Raw genomic sequence first — 25523 nt, forward strand, 5'->3', positions numbered from 1 at the left:
CTCTCAATTTTGTGAGAATAAAATCGTAAATTGCATCTAGGTTATTCATGAATGTATTTGATTGGTAGTCAATACAATTTACAAATTTTTGTAACATGAATAACTTTTTTTATAATGCACTACGGGTTAAGAAAATATTAATTATTTAACAGAAATAATTACATTTGTTTTTTTCAACTTATATATCATATTTCATGAATCAACTTTTTAGAAGGAAACCATTGAGTTCTACAACTTTGGATGAGAATAATGGTGAAATCCATTCTTTGAAAAAGGTTTTAAGCGTAAAAGATTTAACTTTTTTTGGTATTGCTGCCATTATTGGTGGTGGTATTTTCAGTGCAATTGGTAATGCCTGTTTTTCCGGCGGTCCGGGTGTTATTTTCTTGTATGCTATTTGTGCAGTTGCCTGCGGATTTACGGCAATGTGTTATGCAGAATTTGCATCACGAGTTCCCGTTTCTGGTAGTGCTTATACGTATGCATATGTTTCTTTCGGAGAAATTTTTGCGTGGATTATTGGTTGGGCTTTGATTATGGAATATTCTATCGGAAATATTTACATCGCCTTTTCTTGGAGTGGTTATTTTACCAATTTATTAGATACATTCGGGCTCCACTTACCGGAATGGCTTACGATAAACTATAAATCTGCACATTCAATTTTTGATAACAATACCGCTTTTGTTCAAAGCATTAATGATTATCTCGCTAATAAAGCAACTCTTGTGAAAGATTCGGCTTTAGGAAATTACTTAGCTTCAAATGAAGTGAAAGAAAGCCTTAAAGAAGGGCAAAACATGACAGCTATTCTTCAAAAAAAGGCAACAGTTCTACAAAATGCTGAAGGTTTTTTAGCATGGAAAAACTCACCTCTTTTGGGAAGTTTAAAAGTGATTTTTGATTTACCCGCTTTAATGATTAATGTTTTGATTACGTATCTGGTTTACAGAGGAACAAAAGAATCTAAAAACTTGAGTAATTTAATGGTTTACATCAAATTGGCTGTAATTGTTTTGGTAATTATTGTTGGTTTTATGTATGTTGATATTGATAATTGGACGCCTTTTATGCCGAATGGTTTTGGAGGTGTTATGGCGGGAGTTTCTGCAGTTTTCTATGCCTATATTGGTTTCGATGCTGTTTCTACTTTGGCGGAAGAAGCCAAAAATCCTCAGAAAGATTTACCGAGAGGAATGATTTATTCTTTGGTAATCTGTACCGTTGTTTATATTATTTTGGCCTTGGTTCTTACCGGAATGGTTTCTTATACAGAATTAGGAGTTTCAGATCCTTTAGCAGAAATATTTGCTTTAAAAGGGGTGAAATGGATGCTTTTCATCGTTTCAATCTCTGCAGTTGTAGCGATGACCAGTGTTTTACTGGTTTTCCAAATGGGACAGCCAAGAATCTGGATGACAATGAGCCGAGATGGTTTGATGCCAAAAAAATTATCTGAAATTCATCCTAAATATAAAACACCGGGGTTTGCAACAATTCTTACCGGTATTGTTGTGGGGCTTCCCATATTTTTTACCGATGAAAATTTAATTTTAGACTTCACCAGTATCGGAACTTTGTTTGCATTTGTACTTGTTTGCGGTGGAGTTTTGATGCTTTCGCCACAAAGTGAAGAAGAAATGGAGGAAAGAAAAGGAAAATTTAAAATCCCTTATATCAATTCAAAATTCATTTTCCCGATTGGTTTCGTTTTGAGTTTGATCTTGGTTAATTACCTATTCCCGACCTATTTTTCAGACATTTTTAAAGATGTTATCGCAAACATTCCGGTCATTAGTTTTTACTTAGTTTGTGTGGTTATTTCGTTTTTAGCCTTCATTAAAAGATTGTCTTTAATTCCGATTTTAGGATTGGTTTCTTGTTGTTATCTTTTGACAGGAATGAGTACCGAAAACTGGTCTTGGTTCGGAATCTGGCTTGTTTTAGGCTTGATTTTCTATTTTATTTATGGCAGAAAAAACAGTAAGCTTAGAAACAGTAAAGCTTAAAAAAATAAAAAACGAGTCATCATATGATTCGTTTTTTTCTGAAATGGCTGATTTATTGCTTTGAGATATTTAAACTAAATCTTAATGCCATGTCTGAAAGAATAAAAACCTTCGCCGAGTTTTATCAGTTTTACCTTACTGAGCACAGCAAAATCGGAACACGAGTTTTTCATTTTATTGGAACGCTGTTGGTATTTTTTGTAATTGGCTATGTGATTTATTCGGGTAAAGAACGATTTTTATGGTATGTTCCGATCTTCGGATACGGTTTTGCATGGTTAAGTCACGCCATCATTGAAAAGAATAAACCAGCTACTTTCAAATATCCAATCTGGTCTTTAATTTCAGATTTCAGGTTATTTTTTGAACTTCTTATCGGAAAACAGAAGTTTAATTCAAACTAAAAATATTCAGTATGAAAAATATAGCAATGCTTTTAAAAGGAAGTTTAGCAGCTTCAGCTTTTTTCATTTTATCTCAATGCAAACCTATGCCGAGTGAATCCGGTAAAGATGAAAAAACAATGATTATTGCAGCTCAAACGGTCGATTGCACCGGAGTTGCTCCCATGAAATGCCTTCAGGTAAAAGAAAAAGAATCTGACAGTTGGGAGAATTTCTATAGCAATATCGAAGGCTTCACGTACGAACCGGGATTTGAATATGTTTTAAAAGTAAAAACAGAAAAAATTGAAAATCCACCGATGGACGGTTCTCCAATAAAATACACTTTAGTAAAACAGGTTTCAAAAACCAATAAATAAAAAAAACCTCTCAGTATGAATTTCTGAGAGGTTTTTTATTTTAGTGTCCAGATTGTCCAAAATCTTTCGGCGGCTTCGGATAATTAGCTGTATTTAGTTCATCCATTTTCTGCGTTGCAGCCATTGAGACAACCAAATCATTCAGCATTGAACTCGCTGCTGTGGGAGAATTCGGCAGTAAAACCAAATTACTTCTGTTATTAGCTCCAATAGAATTCAAAGTATCGTAATGTTGTGTCACAACAATCAGCGCAGAAGCTTCCTGCGCATTGATGTTTGCAGCGTTCAGCATTTTCACAGACTCTTCCAAGCCTTTTGCAATCTCCCTTCTTTGGTCCGCAATACCTTGTCCCTGTAATTTTTTAGATTCTGCTTCAGCTTTTGCAACTGCTACAATTCTGATTCTTTGTGCTTCAGATTCGTATTCAGCCGCAGTTTTCTCACGTTCTGCAGCGTTGATTCTGTTCATCGCATGTTTTACCTGTTCATCCGGATCAATATCGGTTACCAAAGCCTTAATGATATCATATCCGTAACTTTGCATTGCTTCCTGCAATTCACTTTTTACGGCAATTGCAATGTCATCTTTTCTTACGAATACATCATCTAGTTTTGTTTTAGGAACTTCCGCTCTTACAACATCAAATACGTAAGAAGTGATCTGATTTTCAGGATTTTCCAAACGATAATAAGCATCTTTTACGTTTTCTCTGATTACCTGATACTGTACAGAAACTTTCATTTTAATGAATACGTTATCCAGAGTTTTAGTATCAATAATAACGTCTAATTGCTGAATTCTAAGATTCAGACGCTTAGAAATCTGATCAAAAAAAGGAATTTTCAAATGCAAACCGGCGTGGCTTACTTTTAAGAATTTGCCTAATCTTTCTACCACTGCAGCAGATTCTTGCTTTACCGTAAAAAAAGAAGCGAATAATGTGATAAGTCCGAAAAAGACTAAAATACCAAGATAGATCATAAATTTTAATTTTTTAAATGTGTCGTAATAATTTTTATTTTTTAAAACACCTTACATTTGTGTTTTGTTTAAATATACTAAAAATAAATATAAGTTCTGTTGCGATCGATTAACTAACAATTAATTTAAAAAATCATTTGATATTTTAAACTAGAAAATATTTGGAAAAAGTTAATTTTGAATTACAAAAAATATGTGATTATAAAATCGAAGATCTGTCTTACTAACCTAAAAATTGGTATTCCTTACAACAATCCTTATAAGGAAATTTATAATCAATACTAAAACGATAATTTATAACTATAATTTCTTAACCAAAATCATCAAATCATGTGGAATAAAAACAGAATTACAGAATTACTTGGCATTGAATATCCCATCATGCAAGGTCCTTTTGGCGGAGGTTTATCAACGGTTGAACTGACAACAACAGTAAGCAATCTCGGCGGTTTGGGCGGATTTGGAGCTTATACTTTATCACCTCAGGAAATTTATGATATTCATAAAGAAATACAGTCGAAAACCGACAAACCTTATAACCTTAATCTTTGGGTGAGCGATCACGACATCATCGATGAAGAACACACTAAAAAGCAATACGAAAAAGCGGTTGAAACTTTCAAACCTTATTTTGATTTTTTAAATACCGAAATTCCGGCACCTCCACCCTCTTTTGAATCAAGATTTCAAAACCAGCTGCAAGTAGTTTTTGATATTAAACCTAAAGTTTTCAGTTTTATGTTCGGACTTTTAGATGTAAACATTATTGAAGACCTTAACAAACAGGGAACTATCGTTTTTGGAAATGCCACAACTTTGGATGAAGCCATCGCTTTGGAAAAATTGGGAGTTGACGTAATTGTTGCTTCCGGTTTTGAAAGTGGTGGTCACAGACCTTCTTTTCTGGATAAATCTGAACTTTCTACAACGGGAACTTTCGTTTTAATTCAATTAATTAAAGATAAAGTGAAAATCCCAGTTGTTGCAGCCGGAGGAATTGCCAACGGTCGTGGAATTGCCGGAGCATTCACTTTAGGAGCTGAAGCTGTACAAATCGGAACTGCATTTTTGGCAACCGAAGAATCCGGAGCTTTACCAATTCACAAAGAATTTTTATTCTCCGATGCCGCAAAATCCACCACCCTATCCAGAGCTTATACCGGAAGATTAGGACGCGGAATTACCACTAAAATTACAAGAAACGTCTTATCTGCAACTGATAAAACTTTGCCTTTTCCTTTACAGACAACATTCATGGGTGCATTGAGAAAAGCCGCCTTGGAACAGCAGAAAAATGATCTGGTTTTCTTTTGGTCTGGTCAGATTGCACCAATTTTAAAGCATAAAAAAGCTTCAACTTTAATGAAATCATTAATAGAAGAAGCGAATGAGTTAACTTAATTAATTTGCTGGAAGTTTGAAGATGGAAGTCTGAAGTTTATAACGCTTGTAAAACTTCCCGCTTTCAGCCTTCATCTTCCTTACCCAACTTCCTACACCGTCATTCCGATATCAATTCCCTTGATTTTTCGGTAAAGATCGGTCGCATAATTATCCGTCATTCCGGAAACAAAGTCGATCACACCCAAAACTTTCTGATAATCGGTTCCATTCTGATACACAAATTGCTGCGGTAAAAGCTTCAAGGCTTTTTTATCATAAGATTTCCTTTCATCACCATGCTTTAGAATTGAGGGAATGAAATGATCCAGCAATTCGTACATTACATTGTAGCCTGCATTTTCGATTTCCACCACTGCTCTGTGATTATAAATTTTTTCTATAGAGAAAGATTCTATATCCTGCAAAGCGTTATTTTCAGACTTATAAATATCCAGAAGTCCTTTATCTAAATTTCCTTCAAGAATCGTATTAAAATTATTTCTATAAAGCTCAACAGATTTATTAATTAATGCATTGATCACTTTCGCTCTCAAATAAGAAATCTGCTCATTTTCATTACCGATAGAATTCAGTTTTGAATCAACTCTTTTAATATCATCGGTTTCCGATTTTACCAGTTCAAAGAAAAGATTCTTGCAGTCTGCTGTAGATACGATTCCCAAACGGTGCGCATCTTCCATATCGATAATATTATAACAAATATCATCTGCCGCTTCTACAAGCCAGACAAAAGGATGTCTTTTAAAAATATAGGGTTCATCATTTTCCTGAAGCAGCTTCACTCCTTTTGCAATTTCAAGAAAAGTCTCTTTTTCATTCTGGAAAAAACCGAATTTCTTTCTGTGTATAATTCCTTTTTCTTTTGCAACAGCTTCACACGGATACTTTGCGATACTTGCCAGAGTAGTAAAAGTAAGCTGCGTTCCACCAAAATCTTTTCCCTGTTGCTGGTGAGTAAGTACCCGGATTGCATTGGCATTTCCTTCAAAATTTACAAGATCTGCCCACTCTTTCTCTGAGAATTTAGATTTTATCTGATTTTCATTCCTTTCAAAATAACTCGCAATCGCATCTTCACCTGAATGCCCGAAAGCCGGATTTCCGACATCGTGACACAAACAAGCCGCTGCAATTACGTTTCCTAAATTATGAAGGTAAAAACTTTTAGAATCTTCATTAAGATCATTCTTAAAATTATCATGAATAAACTCTCCAATCACACTTCCCAAACTTCTTCCCACAGACGAAACTTCTAAAGAATGCGTCAGACGGTTGTGCACAAAAACACTTCCCGGAAGCGGAAAAACCTGCGTCTTATTCTGCAGTCTTCGGAATGCCGATGAAAAGATAATTCGGTCAAAATCTCTCTGAAAATCTGTTCTTGAAGCAATAGTATTAGGATTATTACCTGTTCTCTGACTGGTAAAAATCTGATTCAAATTCATCATTTTCCAAAATTACTTCAAATTTTATTTTTAAAGGAACAATATTTGAATTTTTCTTAAAAAACAAAGTCATGCCTGAAGGTCCAACAATTGTTCTTATGAAAGAAGATCTGCAAAAATTTGTAGGTGAAAAAGTCATTGAAGTTAGCGGAAGTGAAGTCCCTGACAATTCCGAAATTGAGGGAGAAATCCTCCGTGAGATCAAAACTTTTGGAAAACAAACGTTTCTAATTTTTGATAAGATTATTTTCAAAATTCATCTCATGATGTTCGGTTCTTGTAGTTTATATAAAAGAAAAGATATTGACACGTTACGGTTAGGACTGACTTTCGAAGATGGCGGAATGTATTTTTATACCTGCGTGGTAAAAGTCGTTGATGAAAGTTTTCTATTAAAAATCGATTGGGAAGCCGATATCATGAGTAGGAAATGGAATCCTGAAAAAACTGAGCAAACTTTAAAAGCAGCTCCTAAAATGATGATCTGTGATGCATTGATGAATCAGGATATATTCTCCGGCGTTGGGAATATTATTAAAAATGAAGCTTTGTTCAGAGTGGGAATTCATCCTGAAAGTCTGATTGGAAATTTACCTCCGGAAAAATTAAAAGAAATTATCACAGAAGCTAGAAATTACGGTTTCGATTTTAAAAAATGGAAAAAAGCCAATGTCCTCAGTAAACATTTTCAGATTTATCACCAGAAAAATTGCCCGATTTGTGGCGCAGAAGTCATTAAAAAAGATACCGGAAAAAGTAAACGGACAAGTTTCTTCTGCATAAATGATCAAATTTTACCTTAGAGAATGTAATATTAAATTCTATCTTTTCTGTATTAACTCTTTTTTAAAAAATTACACAATTCTAAATGCAAGGCATACTATTTTGATAATTTTTAAATTATCAAATCTCCAACACCCCATGCATAATAATTATCAATTTTACATATTTTTATTAATTAAATAATCAAATAATAAGTTTAAATCACTTTAATTATCATAAAAACTCAATGTAAACAATTCTTAAAACAGCCTCAAACCTAACTAAAACAGTGACAAACATCATATGAGAGAGTTTGTGGATTACAAAAAATGCCGTAAATTTGCATTATAAAATTCGCAACAAAATTTAAATTAATTAAAAATTCAATAATTATGATCGCTTACATCGGTATTGCAACATGTGCTATTTTAGTTACTTCATATTTTGCAACAGTAAAAAGAGAAGGGAACTAGTTTTTTATTAAAAAACTTTCAGCCTATTAACAAATTTTATTATTTTTTATGTTTGCAGTTTTAAACTGCTGCTCTTTTACTCACCCGGAGTAAAAGAGCCCAAAACATAAGACTCTCACATCTTTTATTTTTTAAAGATTTTTCAATACTTACTTTTCATAATAATGCATTTTGAGAAAAAATTCTCGAAATGAATTATCTTTGCAAATCAATATAATGTTTTGTAACTATGAATCTGTACGATCTTATCATTCAGGATAAAGAAGCAGTAACGCTCAACGAAGTTTATCTTGAACCCCAAAACAAACAGCAATTTGTACAGCTCATCAAAGAACACACCTATATTAAAGAGCTACAGGAATACAGTCTTCCTGTCAACAACAAAATCCTTTTACAGGGAAGTTCGGGTTGTGGTAAAACCATGACTGCAAAAGCCATTGCCAATGCTTTAGGCAAAAATATTATTATTCTTAATCTGAGCAATATCGTCTCCTCCAGAATAGGTGAAACTTCTCAAAATATCAAAATGATTTTCGATAAAGCTGCAAGAGAAAGATCCGTTCTTTTTCTTGACGAGTTAGACCAAATCGGAAAAGCTCGTGGAAGCGACGATAAAGATGTAGGAGAAATGAGAAGACTCGTCAACACCTTGATTCAGCTCATTGATTATTACCCTGAAAATGCGCTTTTACTTTGTGCGACAAATCATGCAGAAATTATTGATACTGCTCTACTGCGACGTTTTCAGCTGAAGATTAACTACAAAATGCCATCAAATGATTTTCTTGATGAATATTACAATCATCTTTTATCTCAATTTCCGGAGGATTTGAGAAATATGGAGAGAAAATATGATATTTCTTTTGCGGAAGCGAAGGATCATACTTTCACGGTGGTAAAGGGGAATTTGATTGGAAAGTTGGAATCGGAAAATAGGTTAAAATAATTTCACAAAAAAAGGATTTCAAAATTGAAATCCTTTTTTATATTTTTTAATCAAATCTTACAATCCGATTACCGGCATTGAAAGCATTAAGATATTTTCGTTTTCTTCAAGTCCGTCAAGAGGCTCGATGATTCCCGGTCTGTTTGGCTGAGACATTTTCATCGTAATATCATCCGCTCCTAAAATACCCAACATTTCTGTTAAAAACTTAGAGCTGAAACCGATATTGATGTCTTCTCCGTTATAATCGCAAGGAATCTGCATATCTGCTTTGTTTGCATATTCTGTGTCTTCTGCATGAAGGTGAAGAATGTTTGCAGACAACTTAAATCTAACCTGATTTGTCGATTTATTCGACATGATCGACGCTCTCTTTATTGCTCCCAATAAAAGGTTTCTGTTAATCGTCAATACATTCGGATTTTCTTTCGGGATTACTGCAGTATAATTAGGATATTTTCCGTCAATTAATCTACAAATCCAGATATGCTTACCAAAAGTAAATTTAGCCATATTCTCGTTGAAGTCGATGGTAAGATCTTCGTTTGAGCTTGCTAAAATATTTTTGAAAATATTTAAAGGCTTTTTAGGCATGATGAATTCCATTGGCTCGGCATTCATCAGGTCTGTTCTTTTATAAACAACCAATCGGTGAGAATCTGTAGAAACAAAGTTGGTTTCGTTCTCTCCAAACTGGAACAAAACTCCCGTCATTACCGGACGAAGAGAATCGTTACTTGTTGCAAAAAGAGTGTTGGTTAAAGCTTCAGACAAAACTCCTGCAGGCATTGTTACAGATTGTGAAGCATCAAATTCAGGAAGTTCAGGATAATCATCTGCGTTGTCTAATGCAACAGCAAAGTTATCTTTCTCATCCAAAATCTCAAGCTGACTTCCAGTTCCTTCAGCATTATCTTTTACTGCCAAAGTAAGAGGTTGCTCACCATACGTTTTGATAAAATCTTGAAAAATCTTGGCAGGAACAGCAAATTTACCTGAATCATCAGACTTTACCTCCAAAGAAGTAATCAGCGTAGTTTCGCCATCAGATGCAGTAATGGTAAGGTTGTTTTCGTTTAGTTCAAAAAGATAGTTTTCTAAAATCGGTCTCGACTGAGAACTTGATATTACGCCACTTACAGTTTGCAAAGCCTTCTGCAGTTCACCACTTGAAATAATAAATTTCATAGATTTAAAAATAAGTTTTTACAAATATAATAAATAGAAAACAGATAGAAAAGAATAATCCTTCGAGTTACTAACAACCATCAAAATAAGTTTATCTTTGAAGTATGGATGTAGGAAGATGGAAGATGGATGTCAATTCTTTCTTAAAATCAATTTCTATTTTAAACTTAATCATGCGTAAACCGCCTATTCATAAAAGTTTTGAGAATGCCTTCAACGGGCTTTGGCTTATGATAAAATCCGAAAGGAATTTTCAGCTTGAATTGTTGGCATTCGCTGTAAATGTATTTCTAATTTTTTATTTAAAACTTTCATCTGTTGATACGATTCTGATTCTTATTGTTTCTTTTGGCATTTTTGCTGCGGAAATTTTCAATACTGCAATAGAAAAAATCTGCGACATCATTCAACCTGATTTTGACAAAAGAATTGGTTTTGTAAAAGATATTGCTGCCGGAGCGGTTATTTTAATGGCGATTTTATCTGTAGTTGTGGGAATTTTGGTATATTGGAAGTATATTTTTATTTAATTTTTCCCACAGATTACTCAGATTTTCACAGATCATGGTGTTGTTCGTGAAAAATTTGTGCAATTCGTGTTTAAAATCAGTCTAAAATCAATTGTATATTTTGATGTGAATCGATAATTTCAACTAAAATCTCAAAAAGAGTCTGTCCGTTTCCCGCAATCAAATCATCCAACTTTTGCTGAATCAGTTTTATGTTAAACGGCTTTCCCTGACTGATTTTATTTACATAAAATTCTCTGGTTGCTTCAAAACCCAAGTCTTCTTTTGATTTCTGAGAATTTTTCCACGTAATATCTGAATCAATTCCATACAATATATCATCAAAACCGTCCAAAGTTCCGACTTTCCAATCTTCATCTTTCATAAAAAGCAGGGAAATCTCTTCGTAGAAACCCTCCAGATCCGAAAAATGACTGCCATTGATGACAGTCATTTCTTTGTTTTGTTTTTTATTAATCATTTCGCAATTTCTCAGATAAAGAATGTTATCATAACTAAAATACGAAAATCATCCGAATCATTTCCATTTTAATTCCTGATCTATTGATAATGATTTTATTTTGCTCTTAAATACACTTTACTGTAGTCAGAACGGACTTCAATATTCGTTCCTCCACCATTTATTTTTCCTGCTAAATCATTTCCATGACTGGCTAAATCTTCTTTTTTCTCGACATCAATTTTAAAATCCGGAGACATATAAATTTCACCATACGAGGTTGTCGTTTTAAGGTTCGCTTTTACCGATTTTGGAAGTGTAACGTCGGCAAGTCCGTATACAGAAATTATCGACAAAGGCCCTTTTACATTCTGACTGAAAGCTGCTTCAATTTTACCATAAATAGAGTTTATGGTTGCAGGTCCTGTAATATTTTCCAGTTGAATATTGTTAAAAGTGGTAGAAACCTCAATTTCATTCTGCATATTTCGGAAAACAACATTTCCACCGTATTTTGATTGATGTTTAAAAGAAACAATAATATCTTCAGGAACCAGGATTTTAATCTCAGGGAAAGACATTTTTTTCAGTGAATTGACTTCCATTACCTCATTTTTTTCACTAACGTTGATCCCAAGTCCTGTATTATCGGCAAGTCCCAAAGCATTAACGATCTGAAGACCTTCTGCACGCTTGTCGACAGCCGAAGTTCCGCCTTCCAGTGAAAAAATAATCTCATTTCCTTTATAGCCTTCTACGGTTACTTTACCAAGATTAAGAAGTAATTTGCCTTTATTTTTTTTGATTTTATAGGTTTTAGGAGTTACCTGTGTGGCTCAGCTTCTCCATCGTTCTCCTGTGCGTGGAAAGAAATTGCCATTAATGCAAACAAGATTAAATATATCTTTTTCATGAAGTTTAATTTGAAAAATTTAAATTATTGGTTTTATATAAAAGCTTTTAATATCTCATTAAAACAGCATAGGCTTCATCTTTTACGAAATCTGCTGTCGTAGGGTTTAAAGTAAGTTCTTTCAGTTTTTTATTCACTTCTGTATTGAATTCTGATGATTTTTGGTTCGCTAAAATTGCAATTAATTCTTTCTGAACCATCGCATCATCCTGCTGAAGAAAAATCTGTCGGATTTTTTTACCGATTTCAGGATTTTGAATATGAGCCGACAAAGTTTCCACTGCAGCCAGTCTTACATTCGTATTTTCGTCTGAAAGTGCTTTCTCAGATAATATTTTTACAACTTGTCTATCAGAAGTCGAAAAATCTTTCAACAAAGCAATTCCGTGTAATCTTGAACTCGCAGAATATTCATTTTTTAATAGTTCTAAAGCTTTAATTTTATTAAAACCATTTTCGTTTTCAGAAAGGTTATTGTATTGAACTAAAATTTTCGTTTTCTCTGTTTTTTTTGATAAAACTGAATCATTGCTTACAAAAGATTCGCTCCTGTTTACTTGTTTAGCTGTTTCTATTTTTGCATTTTCTGATATATTTTTTGGGCTTAAAACATCAACTAAACCCTTATCTTCCGCTTTACTTTTTTCCTGAATTGAAACTATCTGTTTTTCGCTTTCTTTCTGATTCCAAAAAGTATAAAGACCAATACTGAAAAAGATCAGTACAGAAGCAGCTGCGACCCATTTTTTCCAGGCAAACAATGGAACTGTTTTTTCATCTGAAGCGTTCCGTTCGTTCAGCCTAAGCATGATTTTGTCAAACGTTTCATCGGGAACTTCAAGTGTATCAAATTCCTCACGATGATTTTCTATATATTCTTTAAGCGTATCTTTCATTTTGGCATTTTTGAGTGAGTTTTTCAAAAATTTTCTTTTTAGCACGATGATAATAACTTCTTACCGTACCTGCGGGAATATCCAGGGTTTTTGCAATTTCTTCCTGCGGCATTTCTTCAAACAGAAAAAGATTCACAATGGTTCTGATTTGTAATGGGAGTTCTGCAATCACCTTTTGAAGCTCTTCAATTCGAAATTCCAACGCCAGTTTTTCTTCCAGCTCATCATCTTTTACATCGTACATTTTATCATCCTCAATCTCTGTAAAATAGATTTTCTTTTTTCGAAGAAAGGTAAGCGAATGGTTAATGGCAATTCTTTTAACCCAACCTCCAAAACTATCCGTATTTTTTAAAGATCTGATTTCAGAAAATGCTTTTACAAAAACTTCCTGAAGAATATCTTCCGCATCTTCCCTGTCATTTACAAGACGAAAAACAGAATTGAAAACCGCTTTGGAATAGCGCTGATAAAGCAGAGAATATCCTGAATTGTTTCCGGAACCGCATAGCTCCAACAATTCTTTATCACTGATATTTACTGTTGCTGTTTTCAATAATTATTAAGTCCTATTATAATTTCTACTTAGTAGACGTAATTGTTTTTTAAATGTTGCAATTTATTTTAAATATTTTTAAAATTTTCACTCACATTTGAATTTTAGCTAAAGTACTTATAATTGCTATTACTATTCACAGGATTTAAGTTCAATTGGAATCTTAAAAAAATCTATTTTCTCCTTTTCCGATTTATTGTAAGCATCTTTCGCTTCTTTGCTGTCGACATTTTTCCCGTAATAGACATAAGTAAAAGTAGCTGTTGGAGAATTTAGATTGGCAAAGATCATAGAAGGATCTTTTTGATATCGAGCCCAAAAAGTTTCCCACTGCTTAGGTGTGAAATTTACTTTCGCAGTATTAGCATTTCTTTCTTCAATGTTATTTTGCTCTTTGGTGAGCCCTTTAATTTCGAAAATAAAGTTTTCCTCGGAATCATATATTTTCAGGATCAATCCAGGTAAGCCATAAAATTTATACGGTCCGTCACTGATCGGAATTTCGTTAGTAAACCATGCCATCCACTTTCTTCCGCCAAAATTTGTTTCTGCCTTTTGTACATTATAGCTAAACAGCTTACTTTTCTCCTGCAGAATTTCCCATTCTGGTCTGCAATGATATGTTGTTAAATATACTTTGTCGAAAAAGTTTTCTTCTGTGATTGTTGTTTGCGATTTTAAATTTTTGGAAATTAAAGTCTGTAATTTCCACTGCTGTTTTGGTGCGGGGAAACTTCGACTTCCCTGATTCACAAGCTTTGTTTTTACTGAATCATATTTAAATTTCGCTAAGGATTCAAAATAAGAATTCTCTTCATCTTTCAATAAAACAGTTAGTTCCGAATTATAGTCCTTGCTTTGCTTTTCGGTCTTCCATTTGAAATCATAAATAATTTTATAGGATTGCGAAAATGCTTTTAAAGAACAAATCAGAGCAGAGAAAATGACCAATAGTTTGAATTTCATGATAGTTGTTTTTGATTTTCTTACTATTAAAATGATGCAGGATTTGAAAAAATGTTGCAATTTTTAATAAAAAATGACTGTCACTAATGACAGTCATTTTCCTAATATTATTTGTTTAATTAAACTTAAAGATTATTTAAAATACTCAACTCCGTTTTTAAAGATATTATGGTAATTCGCTGTTGGAATGTTTTTCATCAACCCTTCTGCAAAACGTTCCGGGTGTCCCATTCTACCGTAGATTTTTCCACACGGACTTGTAATTCCTTCAATTCCGAATAATGAGTTATTTGGATTAAACGGCATTCCGTGAGCGATGTTTCCATCCAAATCTAAGTATTGAGTAGCAATCTGTCCGTTCTCATACAACTTCTGAATTTCCGCTTCGGAAGCCATAAAACGACCTTCACCGTGAGAAATTGGAATAGTATAAACTTGGTCTCTCATTCCTTTCAGCCAAGGAGATTCGTCGTTTAGAACTTTCACATTCACCATTTGAGAGATATGTCTTCTGATCGCATTGTGTGCCAAAGTCGGAGAATTTTCATCCAAGTCCTTGATTCTTCCGTAAGGTAACAATCCAGATTTTACTAAAGCCTGGAAACCATTACAGATTCCGACGATCATACCGTCTCTGTCGAGTAGTTCATGAACTGCATTTCTCATCTTCTCATTCTTCAAAACATTAACGATAAATTTCGCTGAACCGTCCGGTTCATCTCCCGCAGAAAACCCTCCGGAGAATGCTAAAATTTGCGACTGTTTAATTTCTTCCACCCATGCATCGATGCTCTCATCAAGCAACTGATGATTGATATTAATCAAAGGCAAACTGCTTACAATTGCACCTTCTTTTTGGAATGCATTCAGCGTATCGTATTCGCAATTTGTTCCTGGAAAAACCGGCGCAAAAACTCTTGGCTGAGAAATGCCGTGTTTTTTAATAATGATATTTCTTGGATTAATTGAGTTAAGTTTTGAATCCAATTCAACAACTATTTTTTCTTTTTCAACGGTTGAAAAAAGGTTTTCGAATGTTTTCGTATTTGCTTCAAGTAATTTTTCGATTTCAAAATCCAAATTACTGATTTTCAAAATATTTAAATTTTCAACTTCACCGATTAATTGAAGATCAACAGAACTTAATTCTTCCTGAGATTCTATGATTAAGCTACCTATATTTTTAGCTAATAAAACACTCTCATCAGCAATATTTATTTCAGCTCCCAATCTGTTTCCGAAGCTCATTTTTGCCAAAGCAACCGCAACGCCACCTTCTTTCACAGTCTTTACAGAAACGATTTTTCCAGCTTTGATATTTTCGAAAATAAGGTTGTAAACTGCTTTCAATTTATCATAGTTCGGAAGTCCATTTTCCTGCGGAATATGATTAAAGAAATACAGTTTATTACCTGCCTGTTTAAATTCCGGAGAGATAATATTTTTCTTTTCTCCATTAGCACAAGCGAATGAAATCAACGTTGGCGGAACATTCAAATCCTGATACGTTCCACTCATAGAATCTTTCCCTCCAATTGCTGCTAAACCGAAATTGATCTGAGCATCATAAGCACCCAAAAGAGACGCCAAAGGTTTCCCCCACTTTTCTGGATTTTGTCCTAATTTCTCGAAATATTCCTGGAAACTGAATCTAATATTTTTGTAATCGCCACCCATCGCAACGATTTTGGCAACACTTTCAACAACTGCGTAAGAAGCTCCTAATAATGAATTCTGCTTAGAAATCTCCGCATCAAATCCCCAACTTGCCAAAGAAACTGTTTCAATATTTTTTGCTCCGATAATCGGCAATGTCTGAACACTTCCTTCCATTAAAGTCTGCTGATATTTTCCACCTAAAGGCATCGCAACCGTAGTCGCACCGATAGATGAATCGAACATTTCCAATAAACCTTTTTGAGAAGCAACGTTTTTATCGCTTAATATTTTCAAGAAGTTTTCTTCATTGAAAATATTAGTCTCTTCTTTAACCTCATTAAGATGGGTGATCTTAACTTCCTGACTTTTTGAACATCCGTTCGTATCCAAAAATTCTCTTGACAGGTCAACAATTTTATCACCTTTCCAGAACATCTGCATTCTTCCTGAATCTGTTACTTTTGCAACCTCAACAGCCACAATGTTTTCAGCTTCACAGAATTTGATGAACTGTTCTTTATCTTTCGGTTCAACCACAACCGCCATTCTTTCCTGAGATTCAGAGATAGCAAGCTCAGTTCCGTTCAAACCTTCGTATTTTAAAGGTAAAACATCTAAATTAACTTCCAAAGAATCAGCGATTTCACCGATCGCAACAGAAACTCCACCCGCTCCAAAGTCGTTTGATTTTTTAATCAATCTAGTCACTTCAGGATTTCTGAATAATCTTTGGATTTTACGTTCTTCAACCGCATTTCCTTTCTGAACTTCTGAACTCATCGTGTGAATCGAAGTTTCGTCCTGTTCTTTTGAACTTCCGCTTGCTCCACCAACACCGTCACGACCTGTTGCACCACCTAAAATAATGATAGAGTCGCCAGCTTCAGGCTTTTCACGTCTTACCCAATCCACAGGAACTGCGCCGGTAACGAAACCAACTTCCATTCTTTTTGCTTTGTAGCCCTCATCATAGATTTCAGAAACCATTGTAGTCGCCAAACCGATTTGGTTACCATAAGAAGAATATCCATTCGCCGCCTGTTTTGTGATTGTTTTTTGAGGTAATTTACCCGGTAACGTTTGGTCAACCGGTTCCAAAACATCAGCAGCACCCGTTAATCTCATCGCCTGGAAAACGAAAGAACGCCCAGACAAAGGATCTCTGATCGCTCCTCCTAAACAGGTTGAAGCTCCACCAAAAGGCTCGATTTCCGTCGGGTGATTGTGGGTTTCGTTTTTGAATAATAAATACCAAGGTTCCTTTTTACCATCGTATTCAGCTTCAATTTGGATTGTACAAGCATTGATTTCGTCAGAAACCACCAAGTTCTCCAAATTACCTGTTTTATGGAAATATCTTCCGCAAACGGTTGCCAAATCCATCAAAGAAATTGGTTTCAATTCGCGTCCTAAGAATTTTCTTTTTTCGATATAATCATTGAAAATCGTTTCCAATGTATGTTTAAACTGTCCTTCAAATTCAATATTCGACAATTCTGTTTCAAACGTTGTGTGACGACAGTGGTCACTCCAATAAGTGTCTAAAACTTTAAGTTCCGTTTCTGTAGGATTTCTCTGTTCAGTTTTAAAATATTCCTGAATGAATTTTAAATCATCCAAACCTAATGCAAAACCGTGATTGTTAAAGAATTCCTCAAGCTGCGCATCATCAAAATTGATAAAACCTTCGTGAACAATCACTTTTGATGGTGTTTCTTCTGCAGGAATATCTAAAATTGATAAATCTTTTTCTTGAGATTCTACTTTATTAATTAAAAGGTCTTTAATTTTCGCTAAATCAGCTTCAGAAACACCTTCGAATTCGATCAATTTTCCACTTCTCACTTTAGACTTCTCATTTTCAGTCAGCAAGGCGATACACTGTTGAGCAGAATCCGCACGCTGATCATATTGTCCAGGTAAAAATTCCATTGCAAAATGGATTCCTTTTGCAGGATTTTCTTCGTTTAAAATATCAGTAACCGGATCTACGAAAGTACTGTTTACTACTTTTTCGAATTCACCATCGTTCAAATTGAAAATATCGTACACATTGTACACTTTTACGCTTTGGATCGACGGAATAACCGCTTTTACTTCATCAAAAATTTTTGGACTTTCCACATCGAAAATTCCTCTTTTTTCTACGAAAATTCTTTTGTTTTGAGACATTAGATGTCAGATATTTATTAGGTTTATTTTTAATTTTTAACTGAAATTTATTTTATTGACAAACCTTTGCAGCCCGACTTGAGCGGAGCTCTTTTGCCGAAACGAAGTGCAGGCAAAAAGCGGGAGCGGGAGGCGGATAAAGCTGCCCAAATAATTATTTCATTTATTCCAAACTTTACCAATCACAGATTGAACAAAGCAAAATATGCAGCCCAAAAAGACTGCATATCAATTTATACTTTAAGATCAGCTTCTAATCCTATCAGATCTTTGTTGGCATCAATAATCGGCTGAACTTCATTGGCAATGAATTCTTCCGTCTGAATTGGTGCAAAACCAATGAAATTTTTAGGATCCAGAACTTCTTTTAATTTTGATTTATCAAGTTTCAGAGAATGGTCATTTAAGATTCTTTCGATCAAATCGTTTTCTTTACCTTCTTCTTTCACCTGTTTAGAAGCCTCCATTGAGTGAACTCTGATCACTTCGTGGATTTCCTGACGGTCGCCACCAGCTTTCACCTCTTCCATGATGATGTATTCTGTCGCCATGAAAGGAAGTTCTTCCATAATGTGTTTGTTGATTCTATTCGGGTACACCACAATTCCGTTCATGATATTATTCCAAATCAATAGAATCGCATCAACAGCTAAAAACGCCTGAGGAATTGTTAATCTCTTGTTCGCAGAATCGTCCAAAGTTCTTTCAAACCATTGCGTTGAAGCCACCATTGCAGAACTCGTAGTCAAAGACATTACGTATTTTGCCAATGCTCCAATTCTTTCGCTTCTCATTGGGTTACGTTTGTAAGCCATTGCTGATGAACCGATTTGGTTTTTCTCGAATGGTTCTTCGATTTCTTTCAGATTTTGAAGTAAACGTAAATCGTTGGTGAATTTATGTGCAGATTGAGCGATATTTCCTAATAATGCAACCACTTTTGCATCAATTTTTCTGTCGTAAGTTTGTCCGGAAACTCCGAAAACTTTCTCGAAACCGAATCTTTTTGACAATTCTTTATCTAAATGTTTTACTTTAGAATAATCTCCGTTGAAAAGCTCAAGGAAACTTGCTGCAGTTCCGGTTGTTCCCTTTACACCTCTGAATCTTAATGTTTCTAAGAAAAAATCCAATTCTTCAATATCAAGAACCAAACTCTGTAACCAAAGTGTCGCTCTTTTCCCAACAGTTGTTAACTGAGCCGGTTGGAAATGGGTGAATCCCAAAGTCGGAAGATCTTTATATTGAATAGAAAAATCAGCAAGATTTTTCATCACGTTAACCAACTTTTTCTTTAAAATTAAAAGTCCGTCACGGATTTGAATTAAATCTGTATTGTCTCCTACAAAAGCTGAAGTTGCTCCCAAATGAATAATTCCCTTTGCTGAAGGCGCCACATCACCATATGCGTGAACGTGAGCCATCACATCATGACGGAATTTTTTCTCATATTCTGCTGCTTTATCGTAATCGATGTTTTCAGCATTAGCTTTCAGTTCAGCGATTTGCTCGTCTGTGATGTCAAGACCTAAATCTTTTTCGATTTCAGCAAGAGCAATCCAAAGCTTTCTCCAGTTCTGGAATTTATTGTTATGAGAAAAGTTAAACAACATTTCTTCGCTTGAATAGCGTTCTTCCAAAGGATTTTTGTAGGAATTCATTCTTTTCTTTTACTTTTTATAGATATGCAAAAGTAAGGTTTTTTGATGAGAGATAAAAATTGTGAAGATGGATTTGAATTTTGTTTAAATGAAAGCTATTTTCATTGATTTATCTACTGTTTTTAATTCAGATAAATCCCGAAAAACCACGTCCAGCCTATTAAAATAATCTGCATCGGGATTCTTTCTTTATACAGATAACCCATTCCCGGACCAGAATAATCTGCTTTAAAAATATTGATATTCTTTTTGGATGAATTTATATTCGCAATAAAAATTAAAATAAAGAAAATAATCAGTAAAACGGCAGTCAGTTCACGAGTTGAAGGTATCATTAAACCAACTCCGGCTGCTATTTCAATTAACCCTGTAAAATAAACCCAAAACATTTTTGCAGGAACAAAATCCGGAATCATCAGAGCCATTCCTTTTTGAAATTTAAAATGGGCAAATCCAGTGAAGACAATGAAAACTGCCATTCCTAAATTTCCTGAAAACAGAAAATTCCAGTTTCTCTGAAAGATTTTTGTTCCAATTAAAGCTAAAATGAATGTAATAAATAAGATGGTAAGTAGTTTCATGATACTTTGGTTATTTTATCCTTTTAAAAAATACTTTTAAAATTAAACAAAAAAAGAGGTTCCCGTAAAAACCTCCTGATTGAAATTATTCAGTTCATATTAATTTGATTCTGAAAGATTCTTCACAACCTCCAAACCTTTTATAAAACCTTGATCCATATGTTCCCGCCAATCTTTTTCGGTCTGAACTTCAGCATGAAGTTTTGTTTTCCCATCAAAATCAATCAAGATGTACTTTTCGTAACATCCGCTCCATTGTTTTACTTCCATGCTTTCGGTGTCTTCGTTTCCTTCTTTATCTACCATTCCCAAATGTTTAAAGATGATCTGATCCGGCTTTTCAAGACTGTCGATGGTAGAAACCATTCCTTCGCCTTCAGCATTTGTAAAATAGGTTTTTCCGCCAACCTGCCAATCTGATTTCATGATTGATGCAGATTTAGGATTGAAAAATTTCGTCCACTCGCTGTATGTATCGTTTCCCCACAGAACATCCCAGATTTTCTGCTTTGGAGCGTTAATGATAATTTCGTAAGATAAGGTTTCCATATTATTTTAATTTTTTGATTTAGTTTAAACACAAATTTTTAGCACAAATAACACAATTTAAAACTAATTGTAATGAACAAAGATTATGTTATTAGTGAAATTCATTAGTGTCATTTGTGGTGATTTATAACTGATTTTCAGCTAAATTCTTTACATTCTGAAGTGCCTGTGGAAATTTACCCTCAAAAAACACTTTGAATTCCTCTGACGTTTTGATTTTGGCTTTAAGTAAAGTGCCGTCATCTGTTTTCTCTAAAAGATAAGTTTCTGTAGCATCACCCCAATCCTGTGGAGTTTCAACGCCATCATAAATTTCACCCAGGTGAAGAAAAGACATTTCCTTATTCGGATCATTTTTCAAAACACGGCTGTACATCCCGTTATTATTAGGATCAAAAAATTTAACAATACTTCCCTCGTCCCAGGTTCCAACATAAAAAGAACCTTTTGTGAACGCAGAAGTCCATTGTCTATAGTGGGTGTCTTCCCAAAGAACTGTCCAGACTTTTTCCGGAGAGGCATTTATTTTAATTTCAAATTCTAAAGTTTCCATATTTTTAAGGTTGAGGATTAGATTAAGAAAATATTATCCGCCGACAAAATCACCGCCATTGATATGAATAATTTCTCCTGTTATAAAACTCGAATCATCGGAAGCTAGAAAAACATAAGCCGGAGCAACTTCTGAAGGCTGGCCTGCTCTTTTAAGTGGGGTATCTTTACCAAATGAAGCAATATCTTCAAAAGTCTCTTTCACCAAAGGTGTCCAGATCGGACCGGGAGCTACTCCGTTTACCAAAATTTTCTGATTGGCAAGATTCACAGAAAGTGAACGGATAAATGTTGCAATAGCGCCCTTTGTAGCCGAATAATCAACCAAATGATCACTTCCACGATAAGCGGTGACGGATGTTGTACAAATAATTCTTCCGCCTTTATTCATTAAAGCTAAACAATCTCTTGTGAAAGAAATCATTGAAATGATGTTGACATCGAATGTTTCTTTAATTTGCTTGTCACTTATTTTGGTTATTTCATTTTTCGGAAACTGAATTCCCGCGTTATTCACCAAAACATCAATTGTTTTCCACTCTTTTCTGATCTTTTCTAAAGTTTTATCTCTAAAAGTTTTTTTCGAAATGTCCCCTTTAAAGAGAATACATTTTCCGCCTTCTTTTTCGACCAGCTTTTGTGTTTCTCTGGCATCTTTTACACTTTCTTTATAAATGATGGCAATATCGGCTCCTTCTCTTGCAAAATGCACGGCAACGGCTTGTCCGATTCCACTGTCACCTCCTGAAATTAGAGCTTTTTTGTTCAGTAGTTTTTTACTTCCTAAATAATTTTTTCTGATAATTTCCGGATACAATCCGTCTTTCGGAACTTTTGATAATGATTTTGACTTGTTCTGCGTCTTCATAAGCAAATCTTTTTCAGAAATGTATCAAACAGTAAGCCGAAGAATAAATCCTGGGAGTTTTTGACACCTAAAAATAACTTCTAACATCCAGCTTCCATCATCCAGCTATGAAACATAAGCTTCTTCCAAATCCTGAATGACAATTTTCTGCATTTTCATCATCGCCATCATCACTTTTTGTGCTTTTTCCGGATCGGGATCACTCATTAATTCGATCAGTCTTTTAGGAACAATCTGCCAACTCATCCCAAATTTATCTTTTAACCAGCCACACATGCTTTCTCTTCCTCCATCAACAGTTAATGCATTCCAATAATTATCAGTTTGATCCTGACTATCAGTCATCACAACTATTGAAATTCCTTCATTAAAATCGAATTGATGATCATAAGAATTATCCATACAGAAGAAACTGTAACCGTCAATTTCAAAATGAGCGTGCTGTACATTTTCAGGAATTTCGTGAGTTTCGTTCCCAACTCCGTCTCCGTACTTCAGGACGTTACCAATTTTTGAATTTGGGAAAATCTGAGTATAGAGCTTCATCGCTTGCATTGCTTTTCCGTTGTTCTGATGAATAAACATTAAAGTAGGGATAATTTTCTGTTCCACATCACCATTTTCGCCAAGATAAACCTGCCATGTTACTCCAAACTTATCCCGAACCCAGCCGTATTTTTTACTCCAGGGATATTCTCCAATTTCCATTAAAGCAATTCCTCCGTCTATCAATTGATCCCAATATTTCTGAACTTCAACTTCAGTTTCACAAATTATCATGAACGAGACTGAAGCATTTTTTGTAAAATGTGGTCCACCGTTCAGCAGCATCAGTTTCTGACCAAAAAGATCTATGTTCATTACCATCGGAGTATCTGCCGTAATTTTTCCATTGAAAACCTTGCAGTAAAACTCAGCAGATTCTGTGGCATCACCATCGTACCAAAGACATGGGAAAATATTATTATTCATACTTAATTAAGATTTTAAAGAAAAATTATTTTCTTTCATATAATTTTTAAGCTTCAGCATTGTATTTTTTCCGAAACCGTGAAATTTCATCAGCTCATTTTCAGAATAGTCTGAAAGCTTTCCGAGAGAATCTATCTTCTCTCTTGCCAGTGCTCTTCTTGCAGGCATAGCTATAATTCCGTGTAAAAAATTGTTTTTCACAACATGATGCTCAGTGCAAATGGGTTTTAAACATTTTGCCATTATTACCAAATTGATCATGACTAACACTTAGATTTAATGATTTTCTACGTACTTATGAAAATTATTCAGAATCGCATACCATCCGTCTCGCTGCATTTCCACTGAATTTTGCTGTTCAGGATCGAAAGTGATGTTTACTTTCGTTGTATTTTCATCAATTTTCTGAAAATCAACATCAACATTTCGCCCGTCTTCCATGTGATATTTTATTTTTTCATTGGAAATCACTTCGTCATAAGTTCCTTCAAAATCAAACCCGAAGCTTCCGTCTTTTGCTTCCATTCTGTTTTTGAATTTCCCACCGACACGAAGATCGTTTTCGGAACTTGGGCATTGCCATGTTTCATGGGCAAAATTCCATTTGGTGATGTGTTTCGGGTCGTTGTAGTATTCCCAAACTTGCTGAACAGGTTTTAAAATCGTAATATCAATTTTAATTGGTTCCATATCGTATAATTTTGTGGTTGAGGCAAAAAGGGCAACCCATCAAGCTACCCTTTTCATTATAATTTAGTTTAAAGATAAGACTATTTTGTGTATTCTTCGTTATAGTTTATCATCCAGTGAACACCATATTTATCCTGAAAACTTCCGAAATAATCTCCCCAAAACTGATCTTCAATCGGCATTTCGATATTTCCGCCTTCAGAAAGACCTTTAAACAATCTGTCTGCTTCATCTTTAGAATCCGGAAAAATGGAAACGTAATTGTTGTTTCCTACTGTCAGTTTTTGTCCGAAACTCGGAACAATATCTGATGCCATCAGTAAATCTCCGCCAATCGGAAGTGCAATGTGCATCACTCTGTTTTTCTCTTCGTCGGATAGGTTTTCAGTTCCGGGAGCATTTCCCATTTTATGAATTTCACCCACAAATTCTCCACCGAAAACAGATTTGTAAAAGTTGAAAGCTTCTTCTGCTTTTCCGTCAAAATTTAAATAAGGATTTAATTTAGCCATGATTTTTTATTTTTTTAATTAATAATTTGTTTGTTTGTTTTGTGTCATTGCGAGGAGCTCGCGACGTGGCAATCTTATGCTACTTTTAACGCAAAGTCCGCAAAGATTTTTTTTAATGTTTGAAAATATTTTTCGTTCGCAAAGGCGTTTCACTCAGCAAAAGACAACAATGTATATCGTTTATTCGGTTTGTCATTCAGAACGAAGCGTAGCGTAGTGAAGAATCTATTTAATAAATATATTTAAATTTTGTCTTACTAATTATTTAAGAACTTTTCAACCTCACTAACCGTAAAATCGATCAGTTTTTCATCGGCATTTCCGTCAAAGTCAGCCATCATGTAAGAACCGTGGGTTGCAGGAAGAATCATCAGTTGAGAATCTTTCACCAAACGCCACATTTCGACAATGTGTTCCGGTTTCATCACATCTTTATCACCTGAAATGAACAAGGTTGGAGAATTTATACCTTTTAAAATATCTTCATTCCAATCTTTGAAAGTCTGCATTCTTTTGCTGTCTTTGTCGAACATATTTTCCAGTGCTTCAACGCCCGGATTTAGGTTTAGAAAATTAATTTTCAATGGTTCGGGCATTGAATCCAAAGTTGCTTCCATCATGCCTTCGAAAAAACCATCTATCATACCACTTCTTTTAAAAAATGCAGAGGCGACAACAAGTTTTTCAACCATTTCAGGATAAATATGAGCAATCTGCATGACTGTATTTCCGCCATTACTGAAACCCCAGAATGAAGCTTTTTCAATATTGATTTCCTTTAAAAGAGCAGCAACATCATTTGCATCCTGCTCAAAAGTTTCGGGAATATCACGATGTTCCGACATTCCGTGATTTTGCAGATCTATCCCAATTAATTGAAATTTATTTTCCAACCTTGAAATAATCTCTTTAAAATCAAACAAAATCGAACTTCCGCCTCCATGAATTAAAACTAAGGGCTTTCCCAAACCATAGATCTCGTAGTACATCCTGATTCCGTTGACCTGTTTATGACCTTTTTCAACCGGAGCCATT

General features: G+C 34.6%; 26 protein-coding genes. 7 read left to right on the plus strand and 19 right to left on the minus strand.

The features are described from left to right. Positions 1-194 precede the first annotated feature (194 nt). From BA768_RS21510 to BA768_RS12610, 3 genes are all read left to right on the plus strand, one after another. The gene (locus tag BA768_RS21510; RefSeq protein WP_065721033.1) at positions 195-2009 is read left to right on the plus strand and encodes an APC family permease; all 1815 of its coding nucleotides are present in this window, start codon (positions 195-197) and stop codon (positions 2007-2009) included. A gap of 89 nt (positions 2010-2098) precedes the next feature. After that, positions 2099-2413 (plus strand): DUF962 domain-containing protein, encoded by a 315-nt coding sequence (locus tag BA768_RS12605; RefSeq protein ID WP_065721034.1) that lies wholly within the window; start codon positions 2099-2101, stop codon positions 2411-2413. Positions 2414-2424: 11 nt separating this feature from the next. Then, complete coding sequence (locus BA768_RS12610; protein ID WP_065721035.1) at positions 2425-2772, plus strand: DUF4377 domain-containing protein; 348 nt, start codon at positions 2425-2427, stop codon at positions 2770-2772. Between the two features lie 40 nt (positions 2773-2812). Here BA768_RS12610 and BA768_RS12615 read toward each other — a convergent pair whose 3' ends face one another. After that, on the minus strand, positions 2813-3754 hold the full coding sequence (locus tag BA768_RS12615) for an SPFH domain-containing protein (protein ID WP_117601841.1): 942 nt from the start codon (positions 3752-3754) through the stop codon (positions 2813-2815). Between the two features lie 330 nt (positions 3755-4084). On the opposite strand from BA768_RS12615, the gene BA768_RS12620 reads away from it, so the two are divergent. Beyond that, a complete protein-coding gene (locus BA768_RS12620) occupies positions 4085-5155 on the plus strand; it encodes an NAD(P)H-dependent flavin oxidoreductase (protein ID WP_065721036.1) in 1071 nt (356 codons plus the stop codon). A gap of 92 nt (positions 5156-5247) precedes the next feature. Here BA768_RS12620 and BA768_RS12625 read toward each other — a convergent pair whose 3' ends face one another. Then, a complete protein-coding gene (locus BA768_RS12625; RefSeq protein ID WP_065721037.1) occupies positions 5248-6603 on the minus strand; it encodes a deoxyguanosinetriphosphate triphosphohydrolase in 1356 nt (451 codons plus the stop codon). A 71-nt stretch (positions 6604-6674) separates the two neighbouring features. Here BA768_RS12625 and BA768_RS12630 point away from each other — a divergent pair, with 71 nt between their 5' ends. Together BA768_RS12630 and BA768_RS12635 are read left to right on the plus strand one after the other, a co-directional pair. Beyond that, entirely contained in the window at positions 6675-7406 is a 732-nt protein-coding gene (locus BA768_RS12630; protein ID WP_065721038.1) for a DNA-formamidopyrimidine glycosylase family protein, read from the plus strand. A 661-nt stretch (positions 7407-8067) separates the two neighbouring features. Next, positions 8068-8784 carry an AAA family ATPase gene (locus BA768_RS12635; RefSeq protein ID WP_065721039.1) on the plus strand — a complete coding sequence of 239 codons (717 nt, stop codon included), beginning with the start codon at positions 8068-8070 and terminating at the stop codon, positions 8782-8784. 57 nt (positions 8785-8841) lie between these two features. Here BA768_RS12635 and dnaN read toward each other — a convergent pair whose 3' ends face one another. Beyond that, positions 8842-9972 carry a DNA polymerase III subunit beta gene (gene dnaN, locus BA768_RS12640; protein WP_047477500.1) on the minus strand — a complete coding sequence of 377 codons (1131 nt, stop codon included), beginning with the start codon at positions 9970-9972 and terminating at the stop codon, positions 8842-8844. A gap of 104 nt (positions 9973-10076) precedes the next feature. Between dnaN and BA768_RS12645 the strand changes: the two genes are divergently transcribed. Continuing rightward, complete coding sequence (locus BA768_RS12645) at positions 10077-10502, plus strand: diacylglycerol kinase family protein (protein ID WP_317039961.1); 426 nt, start codon at positions 10077-10079, stop codon at positions 10500-10502. 76 nt (positions 10503-10578) lie between these two features. On the opposite strand, the gene BA768_RS12650 is transcribed toward BA768_RS12645, so the two are convergent. From BA768_RS12650 to BA768_RS12725, 16 genes are all read right to left on the minus strand, one after another. Beyond that, positions 10579-10962 carry a ribonuclease inhibitor gene (locus BA768_RS12650; RefSeq protein WP_083206676.1) on the minus strand — a complete coding sequence of 128 codons (384 nt, stop codon included), beginning with the start codon at positions 10960-10962 and terminating at the stop codon, positions 10579-10581. Between the two features lie 95 nt (positions 10963-11057). Continuing rightward, complete coding sequence (locus BA768_RS12655) at positions 11058-11546, minus strand: DUF4097 family beta strand repeat-containing protein (protein WP_123947114.1); 489 nt, start codon at positions 11544-11546, stop codon at positions 11058-11060. Between the two features lie 355 nt (positions 11547-11901). Beyond that, positions 11902-12750 (minus strand): HEAT repeat domain-containing protein, encoded by an 849-nt coding sequence (locus BA768_RS12660; RefSeq protein WP_065721041.1) that lies wholly within the window; start codon positions 12748-12750, stop codon positions 11902-11904. Continuing rightward, on the minus strand, positions 12734-13306 hold the full coding sequence (locus BA768_RS12665; protein WP_065721042.1) for an RNA polymerase sigma factor: 573 nt from the start codon (positions 13304-13306) through the stop codon (positions 12734-12736). Before BA768_RS12665 ends, BA768_RS12660 begins: the two co-directional genes overlap by 17 nt. Positions 13307-13438: 132 nt before the next feature. Then, the gene (locus BA768_RS12670; protein WP_065721043.1) at positions 13439-14272 is read right to left on the minus strand and encodes a GLPGLI family protein; all 834 of its coding nucleotides are present in this window, start codon (positions 14270-14272) and stop codon (positions 13439-13441) included. Between the two features lie 132 nt (positions 14273-14404). Beyond that, positions 14405-18103, minus strand: coding sequence for a phosphoribosylformylglycinamidine synthase (locus BA768_RS12675; RefSeq protein ID WP_065721044.1), 3699 nt, complete (start codon positions 18101-18103; stop codon positions 14405-14407). 233 nt (positions 18104-18336) lie between these two features. Further along, the gene (gene purB / locus BA768_RS12680; protein ID WP_065721045.1) at positions 18337-19764 is read right to left on the minus strand and encodes an adenylosuccinate lyase; all 1428 of its coding nucleotides are present in this window, start codon (positions 19762-19764) and stop codon (positions 18337-18339) included. A gap of 122 nt (positions 19765-19886) precedes the next feature. Next, entirely contained in the window at positions 19887-20345 is a 459-nt protein-coding gene (locus BA768_RS12685; RefSeq protein WP_065721046.1) for a DoxX family protein, read from the minus strand. A gap of 99 nt (positions 20346-20444) precedes the next feature. After that, positions 20445-20894: an SRPBCC family protein gene (locus BA768_RS12690; RefSeq protein WP_065721047.1), complete on the minus strand. Its 450-nt coding sequence runs from the start codon at positions 20892-20894 to the stop codon at positions 20445-20447. A gap of 124 nt (positions 20895-21018) precedes the next feature. Continuing rightward, positions 21019-21447: an SRPBCC family protein gene (locus BA768_RS12695; RefSeq protein WP_065721048.1), complete on the minus strand. Its 429-nt coding sequence runs from the start codon at positions 21445-21447 to the stop codon at positions 21019-21021. 33 nt (positions 21448-21480) lie between these two features. After that, the gene (locus BA768_RS12700; RefSeq protein ID WP_065721049.1) at positions 21481-22314 is read right to left on the minus strand and encodes an SDR family oxidoreductase; all 834 of its coding nucleotides are present in this window, start codon (positions 22312-22314) and stop codon (positions 21481-21483) included. Between the two features lie 105 nt (positions 22315-22419). Continuing rightward, positions 22420-23286 carry a VOC family protein gene (locus BA768_RS12705; RefSeq protein WP_065721050.1) on the minus strand — a complete coding sequence of 289 codons (867 nt, stop codon included), beginning with the start codon at positions 23284-23286 and terminating at the stop codon, positions 22420-22422. 6 nt (positions 23287-23292) lie between these two features. Continuing rightward, the gene (locus tag BA768_RS12710) at positions 23293-23529 is read right to left on the minus strand and encodes a DNA-directed RNA polymerase subunit alpha C-terminal domain-containing protein (protein ID WP_065721051.1); all 237 of its coding nucleotides are present in this window, start codon (positions 23527-23529) and stop codon (positions 23293-23295) included. A 33-nt stretch (positions 23530-23562) separates the two neighbouring features. Then, positions 23563-23976 carry an SRPBCC family protein gene (locus BA768_RS12715; protein WP_065721052.1) on the minus strand — a complete coding sequence of 138 codons (414 nt, stop codon included), beginning with the start codon at positions 23974-23976 and terminating at the stop codon, positions 23563-23565. An 80-nt stretch (positions 23977-24056) separates the two neighbouring features. Then, the gene (locus tag BA768_RS12720; protein WP_065721053.1) at positions 24057-24488 is read right to left on the minus strand and encodes a VOC family protein; all 432 of its coding nucleotides are present in this window, start codon (positions 24486-24488) and stop codon (positions 24057-24059) included. 257 nt (positions 24489-24745) lie between these two features. Further along, positions 24746-25522, minus strand: a complete 777-nt coding sequence (locus BA768_RS12725) for an alpha/beta fold hydrolase (RefSeq protein WP_065721054.1) — start codon at positions 25520-25522, stop codon at positions 24746-24748. Between the last annotated feature and the right edge of the window lies 1 nt (position 25523).

Origin of the sequence: Chryseobacterium sp. CBo1, assembly GCF_001693475.1 — a bacterium.
Taxonomy (GTDB): domain Bacteria; phylum Bacteroidota; class Bacteroidia; order Flavobacteriales; family Weeksellaceae; genus Chryseobacterium; species Chryseobacterium formosense.